The sequence below is a fragment of the Kurthia senegalensis genome (genome assembly GCF_000285595.1).
In the GTDB taxonomy this organism is placed as follows: domain Bacteria; phylum Bacillota; class Bacilli; order Bacillales_A; family Planococcaceae; genus Kurthia; species Kurthia senegalensis.
In genome coordinates this window covers 880,162-900,032 of sequence record NZ_HE611064.1, presented here as the reverse complement: position 1 = coordinate 900,032, position 19,871 = coordinate 880,162, and the positions used below count along the sequence as shown (strand labels likewise).

The following is a 19,871-nucleotide window of genomic DNA, read 5'->3' as shown; positions in this document are numbered from 1 at the left end:
AGGCATTCTCCTAGCAATTGAATACATTTAGTATACACTAAAATGTATATCGTATTAGTTGCAAGACAGATTAAAAATGTGCATTTAGAAAAAACTGCTCGATTGAGCTAACAATTTAGTTCCTAGCCTTGAAAAAAAGTACTACTTACCATATAATAAGAAGGTTATATTAACAAAGAGCGGAGGAGCTTTTTTGAGTAATAATGCAAAAACACCGATTCGTCTGAAGTTTAAGACGACCATTAAACATCCAGGTGAGCTTCCAGAAATGATGGAGATTTTCGTCGAAGGTTCATATATGTTGAAAGATGGCAAAAAAGTCTACATTCAATATGATGAAGTAATTAACGAGAAGCAATCACGTACGACACTTCGCTTTGATGAAAATGATGGTATTATTATGCGTAACGGTAGCGTAAAAATGCGCCTACCATTCGTAAAAGATTATGATCAACGTGGACATTATGAGGCAGACTTCGGTCAAATGCCAATCATCGTGCGCACGCACCATATTGACAATAAACCGTTAAATGAACAGCAGCCAACAGGGACGCTTACAGTCCGATACGAATTAATTGTAGCCGGAGCTTCAGTAGGCGAATATACATTAGAATATAGTTATACGGAGGGAAAATAATGAACGCAGTAGAACAAGTGCAACAATCAGTAAAAGAAGCGCTTTTAAAAGCGATTACGAAAGCTGAATTAGTGGAAGATCCAACCGTTTTAAATATCCATTTAGAAACACCACGTAACAAAGAGAATGGGGACTACGCTACGAACATTGCGATGCAAATGACGAAATTAGCAAAAAAAGCACCTCGCGATATCGCACAAGCTATTTTAGATAACTTAGAAACAGAAGGTACAAACATCGAGAAAATCGAAATTGCTGGTCCTGGTTTCATGAACATCACATTAGCGAAAGATTATTTAACAGAAGTCGTAACGACTGTTTTAGACCAAGGGGATGCTTACGGTCGTTCAAACGCTGGTAACAACCAAAAAGTACAAGTAGAATTCGTATCTGCTAACCCAACAGGCGATCTTCACTTAGGTCATGCTCGTGGTGCTTCAATTGGGGATTCTTTATGTAATATTTTAGATGCATCAGGTTATGACGTATCACGTGAATACTACATCAATGATGCTGGTAACCAAATTACGAAACTTGCTAAATCTTTAGAAGCTCGTTACCGCCAAGCTTTAGGTCAAGAAGCAGATATGCCTGAAGACGGTTACCACGGTAAAGATATCGTTATTATCGCTGGCAAACTTGCAGAAGAATTCGGCGAAGCAATTTTAAATGAATCAGAAGAAGAACGTTTCGAATTTTTCCGTACACACGGCTTAAAACACGAATTCGGTAAACTTCAAAAAGATTTAAAAGACTTCCGCGTTGATTTCGACGTATGGTTCTCTGAAACTTCTTTATATAAAGACGGTAAAGTTGAAAAAGCAATTAACACATTAAAAGAAAATGGTCACGTATTTGAAAAAGATGGTGCTGTATGGTTCCGTTCTACAACATTCGGTGATGATAAGGACCGCGTATTACGTAAAACAGATGGTTCATTCACTTACTTAACACCAGATATCGCGTACCACGAAGATAAATTAAAACGTGGCTTCGACAAAATCATCAACATCTGGGGTGCTGACCACCACGGTTATATCCCACGTATGAAAGCGGCAATCGAAGCATTAGGCTACGATCGCGACATGTTAGAAGTAGAAGTTATTCAAATGGTTAACTTATTACGTGACGGCGAAAAAGTGAAAATGTCTAAACGTACAGGTAACGCTGTAACATTACGTGAATTAGTAGAAGAAGTAGGTCTAGATGCAGTACGTTACAACTTCGCAATGCGTGCTGGTGACTCACACTTAGACTTCGACTTAGATTTAGCTGTGAAACAATCAAATGAAAACCCTGTATACTACGCTCAATACGCACACGCTCGTATTTGTTCAATCTTACGTCAAGCAGAAGAAAAAGGCTTCGCAGCTTCAACAACTTCTCTTGAAACGTTAACGACTGAAAAAGACATCGACGTATTGAAAAAAATGGGTGATTTCCCTAAAGTCGTAGCAGACGCAGCACGCGTTCGCGCACCGCACCGTATTACAAACTACGTTCAAGAATTAGCAGCTACTTTCCATAGCTTCTATAACGCTGAAAAAGTATTAGATGCGGACAATAAAGAACGTTCAGCAGCACGTCTTGCAATGATTACTGCAGTTGCTCAAACGATTAAAAATGCGCTTAAACTTGTTGGCGTAGCAGCTCCAGAAAAAATGTAATTGAATTTCAAATAAAAAGAGGTTGGGACATAAGTAAAAATTCCAGCTTTTAATAAAGAAGGAGATGTCGAATTTGACATCTCCTTCTTTATTTTTATGCGTAAATTCGGGATGACCATTACCGTATTACGTATTTTCTTAAGTTTGTTGCTATGAGAACGAGGACTATTTCGTTTTTCACTTTCGATTTTCCTCGGATGGAGAATTGTATGAAACTTAAATTAGTTTTCGAAATATTTTCGACGAGAGGCTGGATATGGAAGGCGCGATTATTTTTTGTCATTTCACTTCTAAATCTAACGGTCATATGAATCGATTCATTTTATAATTTTTAAACATAAGAAATTTTGATAGAAATAGATAAGAGGTGCTCGAAGTGGAGTTTGTGAAAAGCGTCATTATAATAATACTTGAATTTTGGCAAAGTTAAACCATCTTTCTCCAGTACAATATCGGAAAAAGATGGTTCAATAAAATTTGGCGGCGACTCCTAGGGGAAAAGCATGAGCAGAAGACCCCAGCAGTGAGCTTAGTTGGGAAAAATTGTTCGCGACATTTTTGAAATGCTATATAAAGTACAATTTTCTCGTTAGTAGGTATAAATGACGCACTATTCCGAATTCGGTTTCCGAATAGTGAAAAGTTCGGTATAATAAACAACAATTACATAGCTACATGTTCAGGGGAAATGAGTGCAATTCTCATGCGGTCCCGCCACTGTAACGGATTCTTCCGAAGCCAGATTGCCTGACATTGATAGAAACGTGCTACGAGGATAGTCAACTTTTTTAGGGGGGCACTTGTATACATGAGTGCCTCTTTTTTATGTAGAATTTGCCGAATGACAACGGAACGGCAACAAGTTGAAAGGGGAAATAAATATGAAAAAATGGTCTTTAATTGGAACGACGCTAACGCTGTCAGCTTTACTACTAACAGGGTGTGGTACGACCGATTCTGTGAAAGATAATAATGCAACACAAACGGCGCAGCAAGCAACGTATCCACTAACAGTCAAAGATGCAACGAATAAGGAAGTAAAGATACAACAGCAACCTGCTAAAATCATTACGCTATCACCGAACATTACGGAAACGCTTTTTGCATTAGGGTTAGCCGATCGAATAGAAGGTGTCACATCGAATGATAATTATCCGGAAGAAGTGTCGGATAAAGAGCAAGTTGGGGATATAAATCCGAATATCGAAAAAATCATTTCATTGAATCCTGATTTCGTCTTAGCAGATGCTTCTTCACTCGGAACGATTGAAGCGGGACTTCAACAATTACGAGACGCAAACATTACTGTGTTTGTCGTGCCGACTGCTAATTCATTTAAAGAAACGTACGACAATATTACGTTAATCGGTAAAGTGACGAATAAAGAAAAAGAAGCGAAAGAAATCGTAACAAATATGAAAGAAAAAATTGCGACCGTGCAAGAGAAAATTAAAAAGGCAAATATCGAAACGCGCTCGGTATTCGTAGAAGCATCTGACGCACCAGACATTTATACGGCTGGAAAAGGAACGTACATGCAAGAAATGGTTGATTTGATTGATGCGAAAAATATCGCACAAGATGGCGGTGAAGGCTGGTTCAAAATAGATGCAGAATCAATCGTGAAAAATAATCCAGACGTCATCATCGCAACGTATGACTACGTGCCGAATATTATCGAGAAAATTAAAAAACGAGATGGTTTCGACTCGATTGAAGCGGTGAAAAATAATCGTGTCGTACAAGTAGATGAAGATACGACAAGTCGTACCGGTCCACGTTTAGCTGACGGTTTAGAAGAAATTGCGAAAGCTGTTTACCCAGAGGCGTTCAAATAAATGAAAAAGCACGTAATGGGTTATAGCATATCCATCGCATTACTTTTCGTTGTGACGTGGTTCGCAGTGAGTATTGGATCTGTAAAAATTCCATTTTCTATTTTGTGGCATCCATCTACAGCGGATGAGGCATCGCTTAATATTTTATGGAAAATTCGCATGCCACGCGTTATTTTAGCCGGACTTGTCGGTGCGGCACTCGCAATGGCAGGCGCTGCGTTTCAAGGGTTATTAAAAAATCCGTTAGCAGACCCGTATACGCTCGGTATTTCTTCGGGGGCATCGGTCGGTGCTGTCATCACGCTATTTTTCGGTATTTCAACGTCCGCATTCGGGCTACTTACGCTACCTGTTTTCAGTATGCTCGGTGCGTTAATGGCGATGGTAATCGTTTTAAGTTTCGCTAAACTCGTAGACCGTTCGATGAAAATGGAGACGCTCATTTTAACGGGGATTATTATGAGTTCCTTTTTAAGTGCCGTCATTTCGCTAATGATTGCACTAACGGGAGAAGAACTACGCCAAATTTTGAATTGGTTAATGGGTAGCGTTTCGATGCGTGGCTGGGTTTACGTACGAATGATTTGGCCATTTTTATTCATCGGCGCATTGCTTTTATGGCTCAACAGAAAAGAATTGAATGCATTACTTTTCGGGGAAGAACGTGCGCATTATTTAGGGGTGAATGTGAAGAGAAGTAAGTGGATGATTTTAATTGGAGGATCTATTTTAACAGGCTCTGCGGTAGCTGTATCTGGAACGATCGGCTTCGTTGGTTTAGTCGTACCACATATGACGCGACTTTTATTCGGCTCCGATCATCGTCACGTGTTACCGTTGTCGTTTATAAATGGTGCGACATTGCTCATTTTCTGTGACTTAATTGCACGTACGATTATTGCACCAACAGAATTGCCGATTGGTGTCATTACGTCATTTATAGGCGCGCCTGTATTTGCATTTATTTTCTTTAAACAAAGAAGGAAGGTACGGTAAATATGCTACGAGTGGAAGCAGTTGTAGGGGGTTACGGGCAAAGGCCTGTCGTTCAGAACGTTGATTTTGAAGTGAAAAAAGGGCATATGCTCGGTATTTTAGGTCCGAATGGTAGTGGGAAATCGACGCTATTAAAAATGATTAGCGGTACGCTGCCACTTCAATCAGGCAACATTTGGATTGACGGACAGTTACGCCAAAGTTTTAAGCAAAAGCAGTTGGCACAAAAAATGGCAGTGCTTCCGCAATTACATGCACATTCCTTTGCCCATACAGTAGAAGAAACTGTCGCACTTGGACGTTATCCACATCAGAGTGGATTGTTTTCACATTGGTCGGAAGAAGACCGGCTTGCGACAGAACGTGCGATGCAACAAACAGGGGTGTATGCGTATCGAACGCATGATTTAGAAGATTTATCTGGTGGAGAGCAACAACGAACGTTCATCGCGCAAGCGTTAGCGCAAAAGGCGGAGCTCTTATTATTAGATGAGCCGACGAATCATTTAGATTTAGAACATCAACGGCAAATTATGGACGTCTTAAAAAAAGAAGTGGTAGAACAGCAGTTGACAGTCGTATCTATTTTTCATGATATGAATTTAGCTGCACTGTACTGTGATGAGTTACTACTACTTGAAAAAGGGCGCATTCGCTCTTTCGGAAAGCCTTCTGAAGTGCTGACGGCTGAAGCAGTTGCAGAAGTGTATAACACGTCGGTATCTAAATTTGCGCATCCCGAATTGCCGACGCCACAAGTCGTATTATTACCTGAAGTTCAGCAAGCACCATACCGCATTCAAGAAGAACAATTTACGATTACAGAACAGTACGTTCATTTACAAACGCAGACACCGCTTCGGACGTTATCTGCGGCGCTTCATAACCCTGGTTTCGGTTGGTTTACGCACTTTTTAAATCGCACGGTCGATGCGAATTACATGTGTGAAGATGCACATGAGGAGATGAAATCATTCATTCGGAACGAACAGCTACCTGTCGAACAAACGGTTGCGATGATGACTGCAGTTGATGTGAAACATGCGATTATTCGTCATTTTAAAAACGATGATGATGACATTTTCGTGATGATTACGGCTGGAGTTGGCAATGCGGTTGATGCGGCGAGAGGGCATTTGCATCCTGAAAGACAAACGGTCGGTACGATTAATATTTGGGTGCTTATTAATGGGCACGTAACCGACGAATCGATGATGCAAGCGCTAATGACGACAATTGAGTCGAAGGTGAAAGCCATGCAAGATGAAGAAATTTACGATCGCGTAACGCATACGCTTGCAACGGGTACGTCGACCGATAGTGTGTTAGTCGGTGCGACACAAAGTGGGAAAAGCTACGAATACGCAGGAACGATTACAGCACTCGGTAAATTAATTGGACGAGGTGTTTATGAAACGATGCTCGTCGCACTCGACGATTATAAACGAGCGAACGGTTGGAAGCGCTCATGATGCTCCATTTAATCGCTTGTTTAGCTGGATTTATAATCGACCGTTTTTACGGAGAACCGAAAGTATTGAAGCATCCTGTCATTTGGATTGGTAGTTATATTAAGCGTTGTACGACGGTTTGGAACAAAGGACATCACCGTAAAATGAAAGGGGCATTCGTCGCAATCAGCACGGTATTTCTGACGTTCGTCGTAACACTTTTCATCGTTTTCGTGAGCTACCGTATTCATCCGGTTGTCGGTTGTATCGTAGAAGCCATTTTAATTAGTATGGCACTCGCTCAAAAAAGTTTAGCGCAAGCTGCGTACGATGTTGAGCGACCGTTAGTTGAAGGCGACTTTTCGACCGCACGCCAAAAACTAAGTTGGATTGTCGGACGAGATACGGAAATGCTAGATGAGGCGAATATTACGAGAGGTGTCGTCGAAACCGTTTCAGAAAATACGAGTGACGGCATTACAGCACCGCTTTTCTATGCCTTTTTATTCGGAGCGACAGGCGCTTGGGTGTACAAAGCAATCAATACGTTGGATTCGATGATTGCGTATAAAAATACGACGTACGGTGAGTTTGGCTACGTCGCAGCGAAGATGGATGACGCTGCGAATGTCGTGCCGAGCCGCGTAACGGGTTTTTTAATTTTAATCGGAACGAAAAATGTGAGCGGTCTTTCCTGGAAAGAACGTTTTCAAAAATGGCGTATCGATGCGAAAAAGCATCCGAGTCCGAATAGTGGTTATTTGGAAGCGGCGACTGCTTACCAGCTCGGTATTCAACTCGGTGGGTTGAACGCTTACGGCGGAATTATTTCTCATCGTAAAGAGATGGGTGAGCCGCTTCATACGTTACAAGCGAGCCATATTCATGCGACAGTACATCAAATGTACCGTGCATCGACATTGTTTTTAATAATCGGTTTACTCATAGGAGGGATGTTCATTGTTACCTAGTCACGGCGCAAACCCTGCACAACTTTATGCACAACTCGGTTTAGTAATGCCAAAAGATACAATTGATTTTAGTGAAAATGTGAATCCATTGCCTATGCCTGTTACGTTAACGCAAGAGGAATTAGAGCAAGCGATTAGCGTTTATCCGCATCCGAAAGGTGAGCCTTTTTTAAGCGAAGTCGCAGCGTTTCATAAGATGCCAAAAGAAAACGTATTACTCGGCAATGGGGCGGCAGAAATTTTCACTTTTTTAGCATCGATTTTACGCGACAAGAACGTGTTATTAATACAACCGACCTTTTCAGAATACGAAGCGACGTTACGTGCTCAAAATGCGACGATTCATCACGTAAACGTGACGAACGTAGTCGATTATGAATTGCCGATGACAGCTATTCGAGAACAGCTTCCGAACATGGATGCTTGTTATATTTGTACGCCGAACAATCCGACGGGTGTTTTACCGTCTAAAGAACAGCTGACACAACTCGTGAAATGGGCTACGGCATACGAAACGTTATTAATTCTAGATGAAGCTTTTATCGATTGGATCGGAGAAGAGCATTCATTCGTAGACGAGGCGATTCAAAATCCATTCGTGATTGTTGTACGTTCGATGACGAAAATGTACAAAATCCCAGGCATTCGTTTAGGTTATGCGATTGCCCACGAAAGTCGTATTCAGCAATTAGAAAAATTTGCATCGCATTGGCATATTAATGGCATCGCCATCGCACTCGGTACGAAGTTATTACGACAACGGGCGTACCGAGCACAATCTATTGAAGTGGCGCGGGTTTCACGTGAAACAATATTCAGAAAACTACATAAAATGGGCTATCGTTATACGAAAAGTGAAACGAATTTTATTACATTTCAGTTGCCTCGACCTGAGCAGAGCGATGCTTTTTTTGAACATATGCTGAGAAAAGGTATCGTGCTACGTCATACGAAAAATTTTCGTGGATTAGATGGGAAATGGTTTCGAATTGGTATGAAAGCAGCGCCGCAAATGGCACGTTTAGAAACGGAGATGATCGCATGGCAAACAATCCATGGATCTTCATAACAGGCGGTGTACGAAGTGGGAAAAGTCAATTTGCTGAACGGTGTGCAAAAGCTTTAAAAAAACAATATGAGTCGCTCGTATACGTTGCGACAGGTGTCGCATTCGATGAAGAGATGACGCGTCGCATTGCACACCATAAACGTTTGCGTGAAGGAGAAGGTTGGTTGACGATTGAGCGACCGACCGATTTTTATTTATTACGTGAACACATTCCGGAGCGGAGCGTTATTTTATGGGATTGTGTGACGACATGGCTCGGCAATGAATGTTATGAAGTCTCTACAGACGGTATGCCTGCGTGGCAAAATGAGGACTTACTACAAAACCGTATTAACCAAATGTTTATAGAACTACAAATGTTGCACGATGCCGGACATACACTCATCGTCGTTTCGAATGAAGTACTCGATGCAGGCATTCCGAACAACGAGGAAACATACGTATACATGAAGAATTTGGGGAGAATCCATTGTGAAATGGTAAAACGAGCAGACGTGGCGATTGAGATGACGTATAAAGCAACGACGTTTTGGAAAGGAGCAACAATTTTTGAAAAATATATGGACCGGGATTGGACTCGCTTTTCAATTTTTCACGATCGTACCGATTCCTAAGCAGTTTGATTTAACGAAAAAAACAGTGACGCATATGTTTCAATTTTTACCGTGGCTCGGCGCATTGTTCGGAGTGGTTGCTGCACTTCTTTATTACGGCTTACAACAAACGAGTGCATCACCACTACTCACCGGATTTATTCTCGTTATGGCGTTTATTATAATGACCGGTGGGCTTCATTTAGACGGTTTTGTCGATATGGGCGATGCGTATTTTTCATATCGTGATTTGAAAAAAAGACAAGAAATTTTAGATGACCCACGTGTCGGCGCTTTTGGTGCGATGGCATTACTTTTTTTAGTATTATCGAAAATAGTAGTTATGGTCGAACTCGTTTCGCAACAAAAAATAGAGTATGCGATGCTCCTATTCGTGCCATTCGTCGTGCGCGCAGCACTCGGTTTTTATATTGTTGCAACGCCGCCATCGAAAGAAAAAGGACTCGGCTATTTTTTCCGTACACATATTTTGCTGCTACGTTATAAAGTGATGACGATTTTGTCACTACTTATCGGGACAGCGGTCGTGATGTATGTGACGAACAATTGGCATGCACTTGCGGTGACGTGTATCGTCATGCTTTTCGTGCTCATTTATAAAAAATGGACGCTGAAAAATTTCGGTGGAGCATCAGGTGATTTATATGGAGCTTGGATTGAAGGAATGGAGGCAGTCGTATGGATCATCCTTTTGTGCTTGAGTTAATGCGCCACGGGAAGACGGTAGGCAATGATGAAAAGCGCTACGTCGGTTGGACAGATGATGTGTTGCTGACGGAAAATCTTCCGGTCGTCGATGCGAAAGCAACGTATGCTTTTTGCAGTGATTTACAACGAACGGTGATTACCGCAAAGCACTATTTTCCGAATGCCAACGTGCAACGATTTAGTGACTTTAGAGAAAGTCATTTTGGTGATTTTGAAATGCAGACGTATGAGCAGTTAAAAGACAATCCTCGTTACAGAGCATGGATTGATGATCCGTATAACGTGTCACCACCGAACGGAGAAACACTTCACGCATTATTTAAACGCGTAGAAAAAGGTATTCAACAATTGCCGAAGTATGACAAGCTATTTGGTGTATTACACGGCGGAACGATCCGTGCTATTCTCGTTAATTATGCACCGAAGAAGCAAGATTTTTGGGCTTATACAATCGGGCATAACGAACGATACGTATTAACGTGGGACAGTTGGCAACAGTTTAAGGAGGGACAGCGATGCACATCGTTATCGGTGGAGCTTTTAACGGCAAAAAAACATACGTGAAACAACGTATAAAAAGTACGTGGTTTGACGGAGAGCTTCCTACTGCTCCTCAAACAGGTAATGTCGTCATCACGAATCTCGAAAAAATAGTTGCGAAAAATTTACAACGGGAAGAGCAACAAGTAGCATTAGAAATAGCTGAACAGTTAATGGTGCTTGATAAGCAATGCGCACAACTAATTTTGATTGTGACGGATATTAGTAGAGGCATCGTACCCGTAGACCCTTTAGAACGGCAATTAAGGGATACGTGTGGAAGACTGTATCAAGTATTATTTAAAGAAGCAGCGACGATTACGCGCGTATGGTATGGCATCGCTGAAACGATCAAAAAAGGAGATGGATGGCAATGAACATTTATACGAAAACAGGGGACAAAGGGCAAACGAGCATTATCGGAGGACGTGTGGATAAAGATGATGCACGTGTAGAAGCATACGGAACGATTGATGAATTGAATGCAATCATCGGTAAAGCGTTGACGGAATTAGAGGAAGCGACATTCGGTGATATTTGTGCGGACCTTGAAAAAATTCAAAATGAATTATTCGATGGTGGTGGCGATTTAGCAAATGTAATGAAAGAACGTCATTACAAATTAGCGGATGAGCCGATTGCTGAAATGGAAGAGCGTATCGATGTTTTAATGACTGAAGCACCAGAACTTCAAAAATTCGTATTACCAGGTGGTTCTCCTGCAGCAGCAACATTACACATTGCGAGAACGGTCGCGCGTCGTGCTGAACGCCAAACGGTTACGTTGATGAAGCAAGCGCAAGAAGGAGACGTTTCACCAGTCGTACAACGTTATTTAAACCGTTTATCAGATTACTTATTCGCGGCATCACTCGTCGTGAATGCACGCTTAAATATTAATAATAATGAGTATGTTCGTAGCGCAAATGTGTTTACGACGTCGAAGAAAAAATCATAACAAAAACGAAGACGAAAGGAAGAAGGAGATGCTCAGACTTTCGTCGCGAAATTGAATAAAAAACATACAAAAGATATAAGAACGCTTCTTTAAAAGTGATTCTTATATCTTTTTTTGTGAATTACTTTTAAAGAAAAATGTGCATTTTTACGAAAAAATAAAACATATTGCGGAAAAATATTGACTGAATGATTATTCATAACGTAAAATATGGTTAATTCCAAAAGTAACCAAATACTATACAAATAGGAAAATGCAGTCTTTGAGGGGGGAAGGGCATGAATCCATTATTAATCGCAAACTGGATCTTAGCGATCGTCGTCGTGGGGTACGGTTTATACTTATTCGGCTATTTAGTAAAAACGCGCTATGAGTTTGTAAAAATGGGGAAAAAAGAAGAGTTTGATAAAGATGTGAAAGCACGCCTAAACAAAATTTGGGTAATGGTTTTCGGTCAGAAGAAACTAATGAAAGACAAAAAAAGTGGTATTCTTCATGTCATGATGTTCTACGGATTCCTTTTAGTTCAATTCGGGGCAATTGATTTTATTTGGAAAGGGTTAAAACCAGGGTCACATTTACCATTTGGATCATTTTATCCATTCTTCACATTTTTCCAAGAAATCGTCACATTAGTCATTTTAGTATCAGTAATCGGGGCATTCTACCGACGTTATATTGAAAAACTTGTCCGTCTAAAACGCGGTATCAAAAATGGTCTCGTACTAATTTTTATCGGGTCATTAATGATTTCTGTATTAGTCGGCAACGGTATGGGCATGATTTGGCACGGTCATGAGGCGACATGGTCAGAACCAATTGCGTCCGGAATTGCTGTAATATTCAGTTTTTTACCCGAAGCAGCAGCTATTACACTGTTCTACATTATGTGGTGGATTCACTTAATCGTATTATTAACGTTCTTAGTGTACATTCCACAATCGAAACACGCGCATTTAATCGCAGGACCGTTAAACGTTTACTTTAACCGTGTAACGCCTGTCGGGAAATTAAAACCAATCGACTTCACAGCTTTCGAAGAAGAAAGCGAAGAAGAAGGAGCGGAAGAGGAAGAAGCGACATTCGGCGTCGGGAAAATTACCGACTTTACGGATCTACAGCTACTCGACTTATACGCTTGTGTAGAATGTGGTCGTTGTACGAATATGTGTCCAGCAACAGGGACAGGGAAAATGCTGTCACCGATGGACTTAATGGTAAAATTACGTGACCATTTAACATTTACAGGTGCTGTACAAACACAGCAACAACCATGGGTTCCAGGATTCTTATTCAACAAATCTAAAGGAAACCAATTAGCATTTGCTGCTGGAGCAGAAGGTGCAGTAATTGACGATATTTATAGCCCGTCATTAATCGGGGACGTTATTACGGAGGAAGAGATTTGGGCTTGTACGACTTGTCGTAACTGTGAAGACCAATGTCCAGTAATGAACGAACACGTTGAAAAAATTATCGACCTTCGTCGTTATTTAACGATGACAGAAGGAAAAGTGAATTCGGATGCACAACGTGCGATGAATAACATTGAACGTCAAGGCAATCCTTGGGGGATTAACCGTAAAGAAAAAGAAAACTGGCGTGATGCACGTCCAGAACTTCACATTCCAACGGTGAAAGAAGCACAAAAAGCAGGCGAAGAATTTGAATACTTATTATGGGTTGGCTCAATGGGTTCATTCGATAATCGTTCACAAAAAATCGCTCTATCATTTGCTCATTTATTAAATGAAGCAGGTGTGAAATTTGCGATTCTAGGCAACAAAGAGAAAAACTCGGGTGATACGCCACGTCGTCTCGGTAATGAATTCTTATTCCAAGAACTTGCGGAAGCGAACATTAAAGAGTTCGATAAAGCAGAAGTGAAGAAAATTATTACGATTGATCCACACGCATTTAATATTTTCAAAAATGAATACTCAGATTTCGGTTGGAGTGGGGAAGTTTACCATCATACAGAATTCTTATACGAATTAGTAAGAGACGGCAAGTTGAAACCGACACATGCGGTACAAGAGAAAATCGTATTCCACGATTCTTGTTACTTAGGTCGCTACAACGATGTGTACGATGCACCACGTGAAATTTTAAAATCGATTCCAGGTGTGGAACTCGTTGAAATGGAACGTAATCGCGAAGAAGCGATGTGCTGTGGCGCAGGTGGCGGTTTAATGTGGATGGAAGAACATGTCGGCAACCGTATTAACGTAGCGCGTACAGAACAAGCGCTTGCGACGAATCCGACCGTTATTTCGGCAGGATGTCCGTACTGCTTAACGATGTTATCAGACGGTACGAAAGCGAAGGAAGTAGAAGATTCAGTTGGTACGTATGACGTAGCAGAATTACTAGAGCGCTCAATTTTTGGTGATGAGCCGGTTGTCATTGAAGAAGAGGTAACAGAAACAGAAGAAGTAACAGCACAAAACTAATTGATGAAAGTCAAAAGGGGTTGCAGACGTTGAAAACAGTAATTGTAGCAGGGAAGCGAACGCCTTTTGGGAAATTTGGCGGCATGTTATCAAGTTTTACCGCGAGTGATTTAGGTGGTTTTGCGATTCAAGGTGCTCTTGAAGCAGCTCGTATTGCACCACAGGAAATTGAAGAAGTCATTATGGGGTCTGTTTTACAAGCGGGACAGGGACAAATTCCTTCTCGACAAGCAGCGCATAAAGCGGGCATTCCGATGAACGTACCGACGGAGACAATTAATAAAGTATGTGCTTCTGGCATGCGAAGCGTCACGTTAGCAGATCAAATTATCCGAAGCGGCGATGCGAATGTAATCGTAGCGGGTGGTATGGAGTCGATGTCAAATGCGCCATATTTAGCACCGACGAATCGTTTCGGTTCGAGAATGGGCAATGCGGTTCTTTTAGACGACGTATTAACAGACGGTCTAACATGTGCCTTCCATCCAGAACATATTCATATGGGGGCATATGGAGACGCTTCAGCGAGAAGTTTTTCTATTACGCGTCTGGATCAAGATTTATGGGCGACACGAAGTCAACAATTGGCGGTCGATGCGATTGAAAATCGTCGCTTTACGGACGAACTCATTTCAATCGAAAAACAAGATCGCAAAGGGAATGTGACGACGCTCGTACAAGATGAAGCGCCACGCAACGGAACGACTGTAGAAGTGCTCCAACGATTAAAGCCAGCTTTTAACGATGATGGGACAGTTACAGCTGGGAATGCGCCCGGTATTAATGACGGTGCAGCAGCACTCGTCTTAATGTCGGACGAAGAAGCAGAGCGACGTCAAATAGAGCCGCTTGCGACGATTATTGGGCATACGACAGTTGCGGTAGAAGCGAGTAGATTCCCCGAAACACCGGGAATCGCGATTCAAAAATTGTTGAAGAAAACGAATAAATCATTAGAAGATATCGATTTATTTGAAATTAATGAAGCGTTCGCAGTCGTCGCATTAATCGCGAAAGATTTTGCGAAACTAAATACAGAAAAAATGAATGTCAACGGTGGAGCAGTTGCACTCGGACATCCAATTGGGGCGAGCGGCACCCGCATCATTTTAACGCTCGCGCATCAATTGAAAAGGCAAGGTGGCGGAATCGGTATTGCGGCTATTTGTTCAGGCGGCGGTCAAGGAGATGCCATTATGATTGAAGTTTAAAATTCAGTGTTCGCGCTTGAATTGAATAATAAAGTACGGGCACGCTGCAAAAAAACAGATATACAGATATAGGGGGAAAACAACATGCAATTTAAATTATCAGATGAACACGAAATGTTACGAAAAATGGTCCGTGATTTCGCCGAAAACGAAGTCGCTCCAACAGCAGCAGTACGCGATGAAGAAGCGCGTTTTGATCGCGAGATTTTTGATAAGATGGCTGAGCTAGGTTTGACAGGCATTCCATGGCCTGAAGAATACGGTGGTGCAGGAATGGACTTCCTTGCATACTGTATCGCAATTGAAGAATTAGCACGTGTTTGTGCATCGACTTCAGTTACGTTATCAGCCCACACATCATTAGCAGGTTGGCCTATTTACAAATTTGGTTCTGAAGAGCAAAAGCAACAATATCTGCGCCCACTCGCAGAAGGTAAAAAAATCGGTGCTTATTGCTTAACAGAATCAAGTTCTGGTAGTGATGCAGGTGGTATGAAAACAGTTGCGACACGCGACGGAGACGACTACATTTTAAACGGTTCGAAAATTTTCATTACAAACGGTGGCGTTGCAGACATTTATGTCGTATTCGCTTTATTAGATCCGAAAGATCGTCGTAGCTCAACAGCATTTATCGTTGAATCAGGTTTTGAAGGATTTGGCGTAGGTAAAGAAGAGCATAAGATGGGTATTCGTTCATCTGCGACGACGGAAATTATTTTCGATAATTGCCGCGTACCGAAAGAAAATGTTTTAGGTGCTGAAGGCGAAGGATTTAAAATCGCAATGAAAACATTGGACGGTGGACGTAACGGTATTGCTGCACAAGCAGTCGGTATCGCACAAGGTGCAGTCGATGCAGCTGTTGAATATGCAGCACAACGTGTTCAATTTGGTAAACCAATTTCAGCGAACCAAGGAATTGGCTTTAAATTAGCAGACATGGCCACTTCAACAGAAGCTTCTCGTCTTTTAACGTATCAAGCAGCGTGGTTAGAATCGGAAGGACTTCCGTACGGTCAAGCTTCTGCGATGGCTAAATTAATGGCTGGTGATACAGCGATGAAAGTAACGACGGATGCAGTACAAGTATTCGGTGGTTACGGGTATACGAAAGAATATCCAGTAGAACGCTTCATGCGTGATGCGAAAATTACTCAAATTTATGAAGGTACACAAGAAATTCAACGTATGGTTATTGCTCGTGGTTTAGAGAATAATATTCGCTCATTCCAAAAAGCGTAAGCGTTGCAACTTGTTTAAACTAATGGAGAGCGATGACAATATTGTCACCGCTCTTTTTATATAGGGGGAAATACAGATGGAAACAGCGGTATATCAATTGAAAAATCCTGTTCGATTCGTGACAGCTTCTAGTTTATTCGATGGACATGATGCGACGATTAACATTATGCGTCGTATTTTACAATCAAGTGGTGCAGAAGTCATTCACCTCGGACATAATCGAGCAGTTGAAGAAATTGTAGATGCAGCTATTCAAGAAGATGTGCAAGGCATTGCGGTTTCGTCTTATCAAGGTGGACATGTGGACTTCTTTAAATATATGTATGATTTATTACAAGAAAAAAATGCGGGGCACATTAAAATATTTGGCGGCGGCGGGGGTGTTATTTTGCCGGCGGAACGTAAGGAATTACATGCGTATGGCATCGCTCATTTATTTTCTCCGGAAGACGGTCGCACACTCGGATTGCAAGGTATGATTAATTTGATGCTAGAACAATGCGACTTTGAAACCGTCGTATCGGAAAAAGAATTTTCGATGGACGATGTGACGACTGCGCATCCAGAAGTGATTGCGAAGGCGATTACGCTCGTCGAAAATCACGTAACGACTGAGTTGGTTGAAGCGCTGCGACAACGTTCTAAACATACGCCTGTATTAGGAATTACAGGAACGGGTGGAGCAGGGAAAAGTTCTTTGACGGATGAATTAATTCGCCGATTTTTAATGACAGACAATCAAATGCGCATCGCCATTTTATCGATTGATCCGACGAAGCAAAAAACCGGCGGGGCATTATTAGGAGACCGTATTCGGATGAATGCGATTTTTGATGAGCGTATTTTTATGCGTTCTCTCGCAACGAGAGCTTCTCATTCAGAAGTGACCGCGAATTTGAATGAAGTGTTGGACGTCGTGAAAGTGGCTGATTTTGATTTGATTATCGTAGAGACGAGTGGTATCGGACAAGGCGATGCAGCTATCGCAAAAATTGCCGATATTTCAATGTATGTGATGACGAGTGAATTTGGTGCGCCGACACAACTTGAAAAAATCGACATGATTGATTATGCGGATTTTGTCGTCATTAATAAATTTGAGCGTAAAGGTTCCGAGGATGCTTTGCATCACGTGCGTAAACAATATCAACGAAACCATGAACTCTTTTCAACACCGCTAGACCAATTACCTGTATACGGTACGATTGCGAGTCAATTTAACGATGCAGGGACGAATCGTCTGTTTGAATCGTTGTTAAGTGCTTTGCAACAAAAAGGATTCGATCGTCATCTCGATGATGCACATTTAGAATTATTAAAAGTACAGCAAAATACAGTTGTCATCCCGAATGATCGTCGATTTTATTTACGAGAAATTGTTGATACGGTACGTAAATATAAACAATCGACAGCTGCACAAGTAGACATTGCACGGAAAATATATCAACTTGAAGGAGCTATTGAACAACTAGAAGACGAGGCTGTTCAAACAATTTTACGGGAAAAAATGAAAGCGCTTTACGAAGAGCTAACGCGTGAATCAACGCGGATTTTAGAAAACTGGGAAACGCTTAAAGCTTCGTATGCGGGAGATGAATTCATATCCGTCGTTCGGGAAAAAGAAATTCGAACATTGCTGACAACGACGACGTTATCTGGAACGAAAATACCTAAAATTGCTTTGCCTCAAATGAAAGATTACGGAGAGATTTTACAATTCGTTTATCGTGAAAATGTACCAGGGTCTTTCCCGTTCACAGCAGGGGTTTTCCCGTTCAAGAGACAGGAAGAGGATCCGAAACGTCAGTTTGCGGGAGAAGGTACACCAGAAAGAACGAATCGACGCTTCCATTACTTATCTAAAGACGATCGTGCGAAGCGCTTATCGACAGCTTTTGACTCGGTTACGTTGTACGGTGAAGACCCGACAACGCGTCCGGATATTTACGGTAAAGTAGGCGAGTCAGGTGTAAGTGTTTGTACGCTAGAACAAATGAAAAAATTGTATGAAGGCTTTGATTTATGTGACGCTTCTACGTCTGTGTCGATGACGATTAACGGACCCGCACCGATTATTTTAGCGATGTTTTTAAATACAGCAATCGATCAACAATACGAACAAGAAACCGAGAAACTCGGACGTGCGTTAACAGACGAGGAAAAGGTAGCAATTCGTGCGCAAACGCTTCGCGTCGTACGCGGAACGGTTCAAGCAGATATTTTGAAAGAAGACCAAGGGCAAAATACGTGCATTTTTTCAACGGAATTTGCGCTACGTATGATGGGGGATATTCAACAATATTTCATTGATAATGAAGTGCGAAATTATTATTCGGTGTCGATTTCGGGATACCATATTGCAGAAGCAGGTGCTAACCCGATTTCACAACTCGCCTTCACATTATCAAATGGTTTTACGTTCGTTGAATATTATTTAAGTCGTGGAATGAAAATTGATGATTTCGCACCGAATTTATCGTTCTTCTTCTCGAATGGACTCGATGCAGAATATGCGGTCATTGGGCGTGTTGCACGTCGCATTTGGGCAATCGTTATGCGTGAAAAATACGGTGCGAATGAGCGCAGTCAAAAGTTGAAATATCACATTCAGACGTCTGGACGTAGCTTGCATGCGCAAGAAATTGATTTCAATGATATTCGTACGACATTACAAGCGCTAATGGCATTGCAAGATCAATGTAATTCATTGCATACGAATGCTTTTGATGAGGCGATTACGACGCCAACAGAACAATCCGTTCGTCGCGCGATGGCGATTCAATTAATTATTACGAAAGAACTCGGTTTATCTAAAAATGAAAATCCGCTGCAAGGTGCATATATTATAGAGCAACTGACGGATTTAGTAGAGGAAGCAGTTTTGGAAGAATTTGAACGCATGAATGACCGTGGGGGCGTACTCGGTGCGATGGAGACGCAGTATCAGCGTTCAAAAATACAAGAAGAATCGATGTACTATGAACATTTGAAACATAGTGGAGAACTGCCAATTATCGGGGTGAATACGTATTTAAATCCACATGAAGCGACAGATGAGTTATATGACACGATGGAAGTGGCGCGTGCGACAACAGAAGAAAAACTGCAACAAATTGAAAGTGTTGAACAATTTAAACGAGATCACGTACAAGTTGGCGAGCAACAATTGAAAGAATTACAACGTGTTGCGCTCAGTGGTGGAAATATTTTTGAGCAATTGATGGAGACGGTTCGATACGCATCACTCGGCCAAATTACGAACGCTTTATATGAAGTTGGGGGCAAATATCGAAGAAATATGTAAAAAAATGAGTGAACGATTCACGCTTTTCTCTATTTTTCTGTATAATAGTACGAATAAAAGCATATTATGAGGAGTTCCCTGACAGATGGAGAAGATTATTCATTATTTAATTATAATCGTTTGCTGCATCGGGACGTATATGTTGTATAATAAACAATTGGGCGCTATACCTATCTTAATTTTAGCGTTCTATTTGTTTTATTACGTTT

Annotated in this window: 16 protein-coding genes and 1 riboswitch; all 16 genes read left to right on the top strand. The window is 41.5% G+C overall.

The window, feature by feature from the left end; genetic code table 11:
- The first annotated feature begins 193 nt into the window (after window positions 1-193).
- The 16 genes from KSHG_RS04695 to icmF all read left to right on the top strand — a co-directional run bounded on the left by KSHG_RS04695 (window position 194) and on the right by icmF (window position 19,662).
- The gene (locus KSHG_RS04695) at window positions 194-637 is read left to right on the top strand and encodes a DUF1934 domain-containing protein (RefSeq protein WP_010302572.1); all 444 of its coding nucleotides are present in this window, start codon (window positions 194-196) and stop codon (window positions 635-637) included.
- The gene (gene argS, locus KSHG_RS04690) at window positions 637-2,304 is read left to right on the top strand and encodes an arginine--tRNA ligase (RefSeq protein WP_010302569.1); all 1,668 of its coding nucleotides are present in this window, start codon (window positions 637-639) and stop codon (window positions 2,302-2,304) included. Before KSHG_RS04695 ends, argS begins: the two co-directional genes overlap by 1 nt.
- A gap of 663 nt (window positions 2,305-2,967) precedes the next feature.
- Window positions 2,968-3,096: riboswitch (adenosylcobalamin (AdoCbl) riboswitch) on the top strand.
- An 89-nt stretch (window positions 3,097-3,185) separates the two neighbouring features.
- Window positions 3,186-4,142 carry an ABC transporter substrate-binding protein gene (locus KSHG_RS04685; protein WP_010302566.1) on the top strand — a complete coding sequence of 319 codons (957 nt, stop codon included), beginning with the start codon at window positions 3,186-3,188 and terminating at the stop codon, window positions 4,140-4,142.
- A gap of 15 nt (window positions 4,143-4,157) precedes the next feature.
- A complete protein-coding gene (locus tag KSHG_RS04680; RefSeq protein ID WP_042231348.1) occupies window positions 4,158-5,138 on the top strand; it encodes a FecCD family ABC transporter permease in 981 nt (326 codons plus the stop codon).
- Between the two features lie 2 nt (window positions 5,139-5,140).
- Window positions 5,141-6,610, top strand: a complete 1,470-nt coding sequence (locus tag KSHG_RS04675; protein ID WP_010302556.1) for an adenosylcobinamide amidohydrolase — start codon at window positions 5,141-5,143, stop codon at window positions 6,608-6,610.
- Window positions 6,607-7,560 (top strand): adenosylcobinamide-phosphate synthase CbiB, encoded by a 954-nt coding sequence (gene cbiB, locus KSHG_RS04670; RefSeq protein ID WP_026022506.1) that lies wholly within the window; start codon window positions 6,607-6,609, stop codon window positions 7,558-7,560. Before KSHG_RS04675 ends, cbiB begins: the two co-directional genes overlap by 4 nt.
- A complete protein-coding gene (locus KSHG_RS04665; RefSeq protein WP_010302547.1) occupies window positions 7,550-8,629 on the top strand; it encodes a pyridoxal phosphate-dependent aminotransferase in 1,080 nt (359 codons plus the stop codon). Before cbiB ends, KSHG_RS04665 begins: the two co-directional genes overlap by 11 nt.
- Window positions 8,602-9,243 carry a bifunctional adenosylcobinamide kinase/adenosylcobinamide-phosphate guanylyltransferase gene (locus KSHG_RS16150; RefSeq protein ID WP_010302544.1) on the top strand — a complete coding sequence of 214 codons (642 nt, stop codon included), beginning with the start codon at window positions 8,602-8,604 and terminating at the stop codon, window positions 9,241-9,243. Before KSHG_RS04665 ends, KSHG_RS16150 begins: the two co-directional genes overlap by 28 nt.
- Window positions 9,179-9,949, top strand: coding sequence for an adenosylcobinamide-GDP ribazoletransferase (gene cobS / locus KSHG_RS04655; RefSeq protein WP_010302541.1), 771 nt, complete (start codon window positions 9,179-9,181; stop codon window positions 9,947-9,949). Before KSHG_RS16150 ends, cobS begins: the two co-directional genes overlap by 65 nt.
- A complete protein-coding gene (locus tag KSHG_RS04650; RefSeq protein ID WP_010302537.1) occupies window positions 9,922-10,515 on the top strand; it encodes a histidine phosphatase family protein in 594 nt (197 codons plus the stop codon). Before cobS ends, KSHG_RS04650 begins: the two co-directional genes overlap by 28 nt.
- Window positions 10,467-10,868 (top strand): bifunctional adenosylcobinamide kinase/adenosylcobinamide-phosphate guanylyltransferase, encoded by a 402-nt coding sequence (locus tag KSHG_RS04645; protein WP_010302532.1) that lies wholly within the window; start codon window positions 10,467-10,469, stop codon window positions 10,866-10,868. The genes KSHG_RS04650 and KSHG_RS04645 overlap by 49 nt, the downstream gene beginning before the upstream one ends.
- Window positions 10,865-11,449 carry a cob(I)yrinic acid a,c-diamide adenosyltransferase gene (locus tag KSHG_RS04640; protein WP_010302530.1) on the top strand — a complete coding sequence of 195 codons (585 nt, stop codon included), beginning with the start codon at window positions 10,865-10,867 and terminating at the stop codon, window positions 11,447-11,449. The genes KSHG_RS04645 and KSHG_RS04640 overlap by 4 nt, the downstream gene beginning before the upstream one ends.
- 278 nt (window positions 11,450-11,727) lie before the next feature.
- Window positions 11,728-13,902, top strand: coding sequence for a heterodisulfide reductase-related iron-sulfur binding cluster (locus KSHG_RS04635; RefSeq protein WP_010302528.1), 2,175 nt, complete (start codon window positions 11,728-11,730; stop codon window positions 13,900-13,902).
- Window positions 13,903-13,931: 29 nt separating this feature from the next.
- Entirely contained in the window at window positions 13,932-15,113 is a 1,182-nt protein-coding gene (locus tag KSHG_RS04630; RefSeq protein WP_010302526.1) for an acetyl-CoA C-acetyltransferase, read from the top strand.
- 84 nt (window positions 15,114-15,197) lie between these two features.
- A complete protein-coding gene (locus KSHG_RS04625) occupies window positions 15,198-16,358 on the top strand; it encodes an acyl-CoA dehydrogenase (RefSeq protein ID WP_010302522.1) in 1,161 nt (386 codons plus the stop codon).
- Between the two features lie 76 nt (window positions 16,359-16,434).
- The gene (gene icmF / locus KSHG_RS04620; protein ID WP_010302519.1) at window positions 16,435-19,662 is read left to right on the top strand and encodes a fused isobutyryl-CoA mutase/GTPase IcmF; all 3,228 of its coding nucleotides are present in this window, start codon (window positions 16,435-16,437) and stop codon (window positions 19,660-19,662) included.
- The last annotated feature ends 209 nt before the right edge of the window (window positions 19,663-19,871 follow it).

Excerpts from the sequence above, each read along its gene's own strand:
- argS (WP_010302569.1), top strand. The coding sequence starts at position 637 with ATGAACGCAGTAGAACAAGTGCAACAATCAGTAAAAGAAGCGCTTTTA.
- KSHG_RS04685 (WP_010302566.1), top strand. The coding sequence starts at position 3,186 with ATGAAAAAATGGTCTTTAATTGGAACGACGCTAACGCTGTCAGCTTTA.
- KSHG_RS04680 (WP_042231348.1), top strand. The coding sequence starts at position 4,158 with ATGGGTTATAGCATATCCATCGCATTACTTTTCGTTGTGACGTGGTTC.
- KSHG_RS04675 (WP_010302556.1), top strand. The coding sequence starts at position 5,141 with ATGCTACGAGTGGAAGCAGTTGTAGGGGGTTACGGGCAAAGGCCTGTC.
- cbiB (WP_026022506.1), top strand. The coding sequence starts at position 6,607 with ATGATGCTCCATTTAATCGCTTGTTTAGCTGGATTTATAATCGACCGT.
- KSHG_RS16150 (WP_010302544.1), top strand. The coding sequence starts at position 8,602 with ATGGCAAACAATCCATGGATCTTCATAACAGGCGGTGTACGAAGTGGG.
- KSHG_RS04650 (WP_010302537.1), top strand. The coding sequence starts at position 9,922 with ATGGATCATCCTTTTGTGCTTGAGTTAATGCGCCACGGGAAGACGGTA.
- KSHG_RS04645 (WP_010302532.1), top strand. The coding sequence starts at position 10,467 with ATGCACATCGTTATCGGTGGAGCTTTTAACGGCAAAAAAACATACGTG.
- KSHG_RS04640 (WP_010302530.1), top strand. The coding sequence starts at position 10,865 with ATGAACATTTATACGAAAACAGGGGACAAAGGGCAAACGAGCATTATC.
- KSHG_RS04635 (WP_010302528.1), top strand. The coding sequence starts at position 11,728 with ATGAATCCATTATTAATCGCAAACTGGATCTTAGCGATCGTCGTCGTG.
- KSHG_RS04625 (WP_010302522.1), top strand. The coding sequence starts at position 15,198 with ATGCAATTTAAATTATCAGATGAACACGAAATGTTACGAAAAATGGTC.
- icmF (WP_010302519.1), top strand. The coding sequence starts at position 16,435 with ATGGAAACAGCGGTATATCAATTGAAAAATCCTGTTCGATTCGTGACA.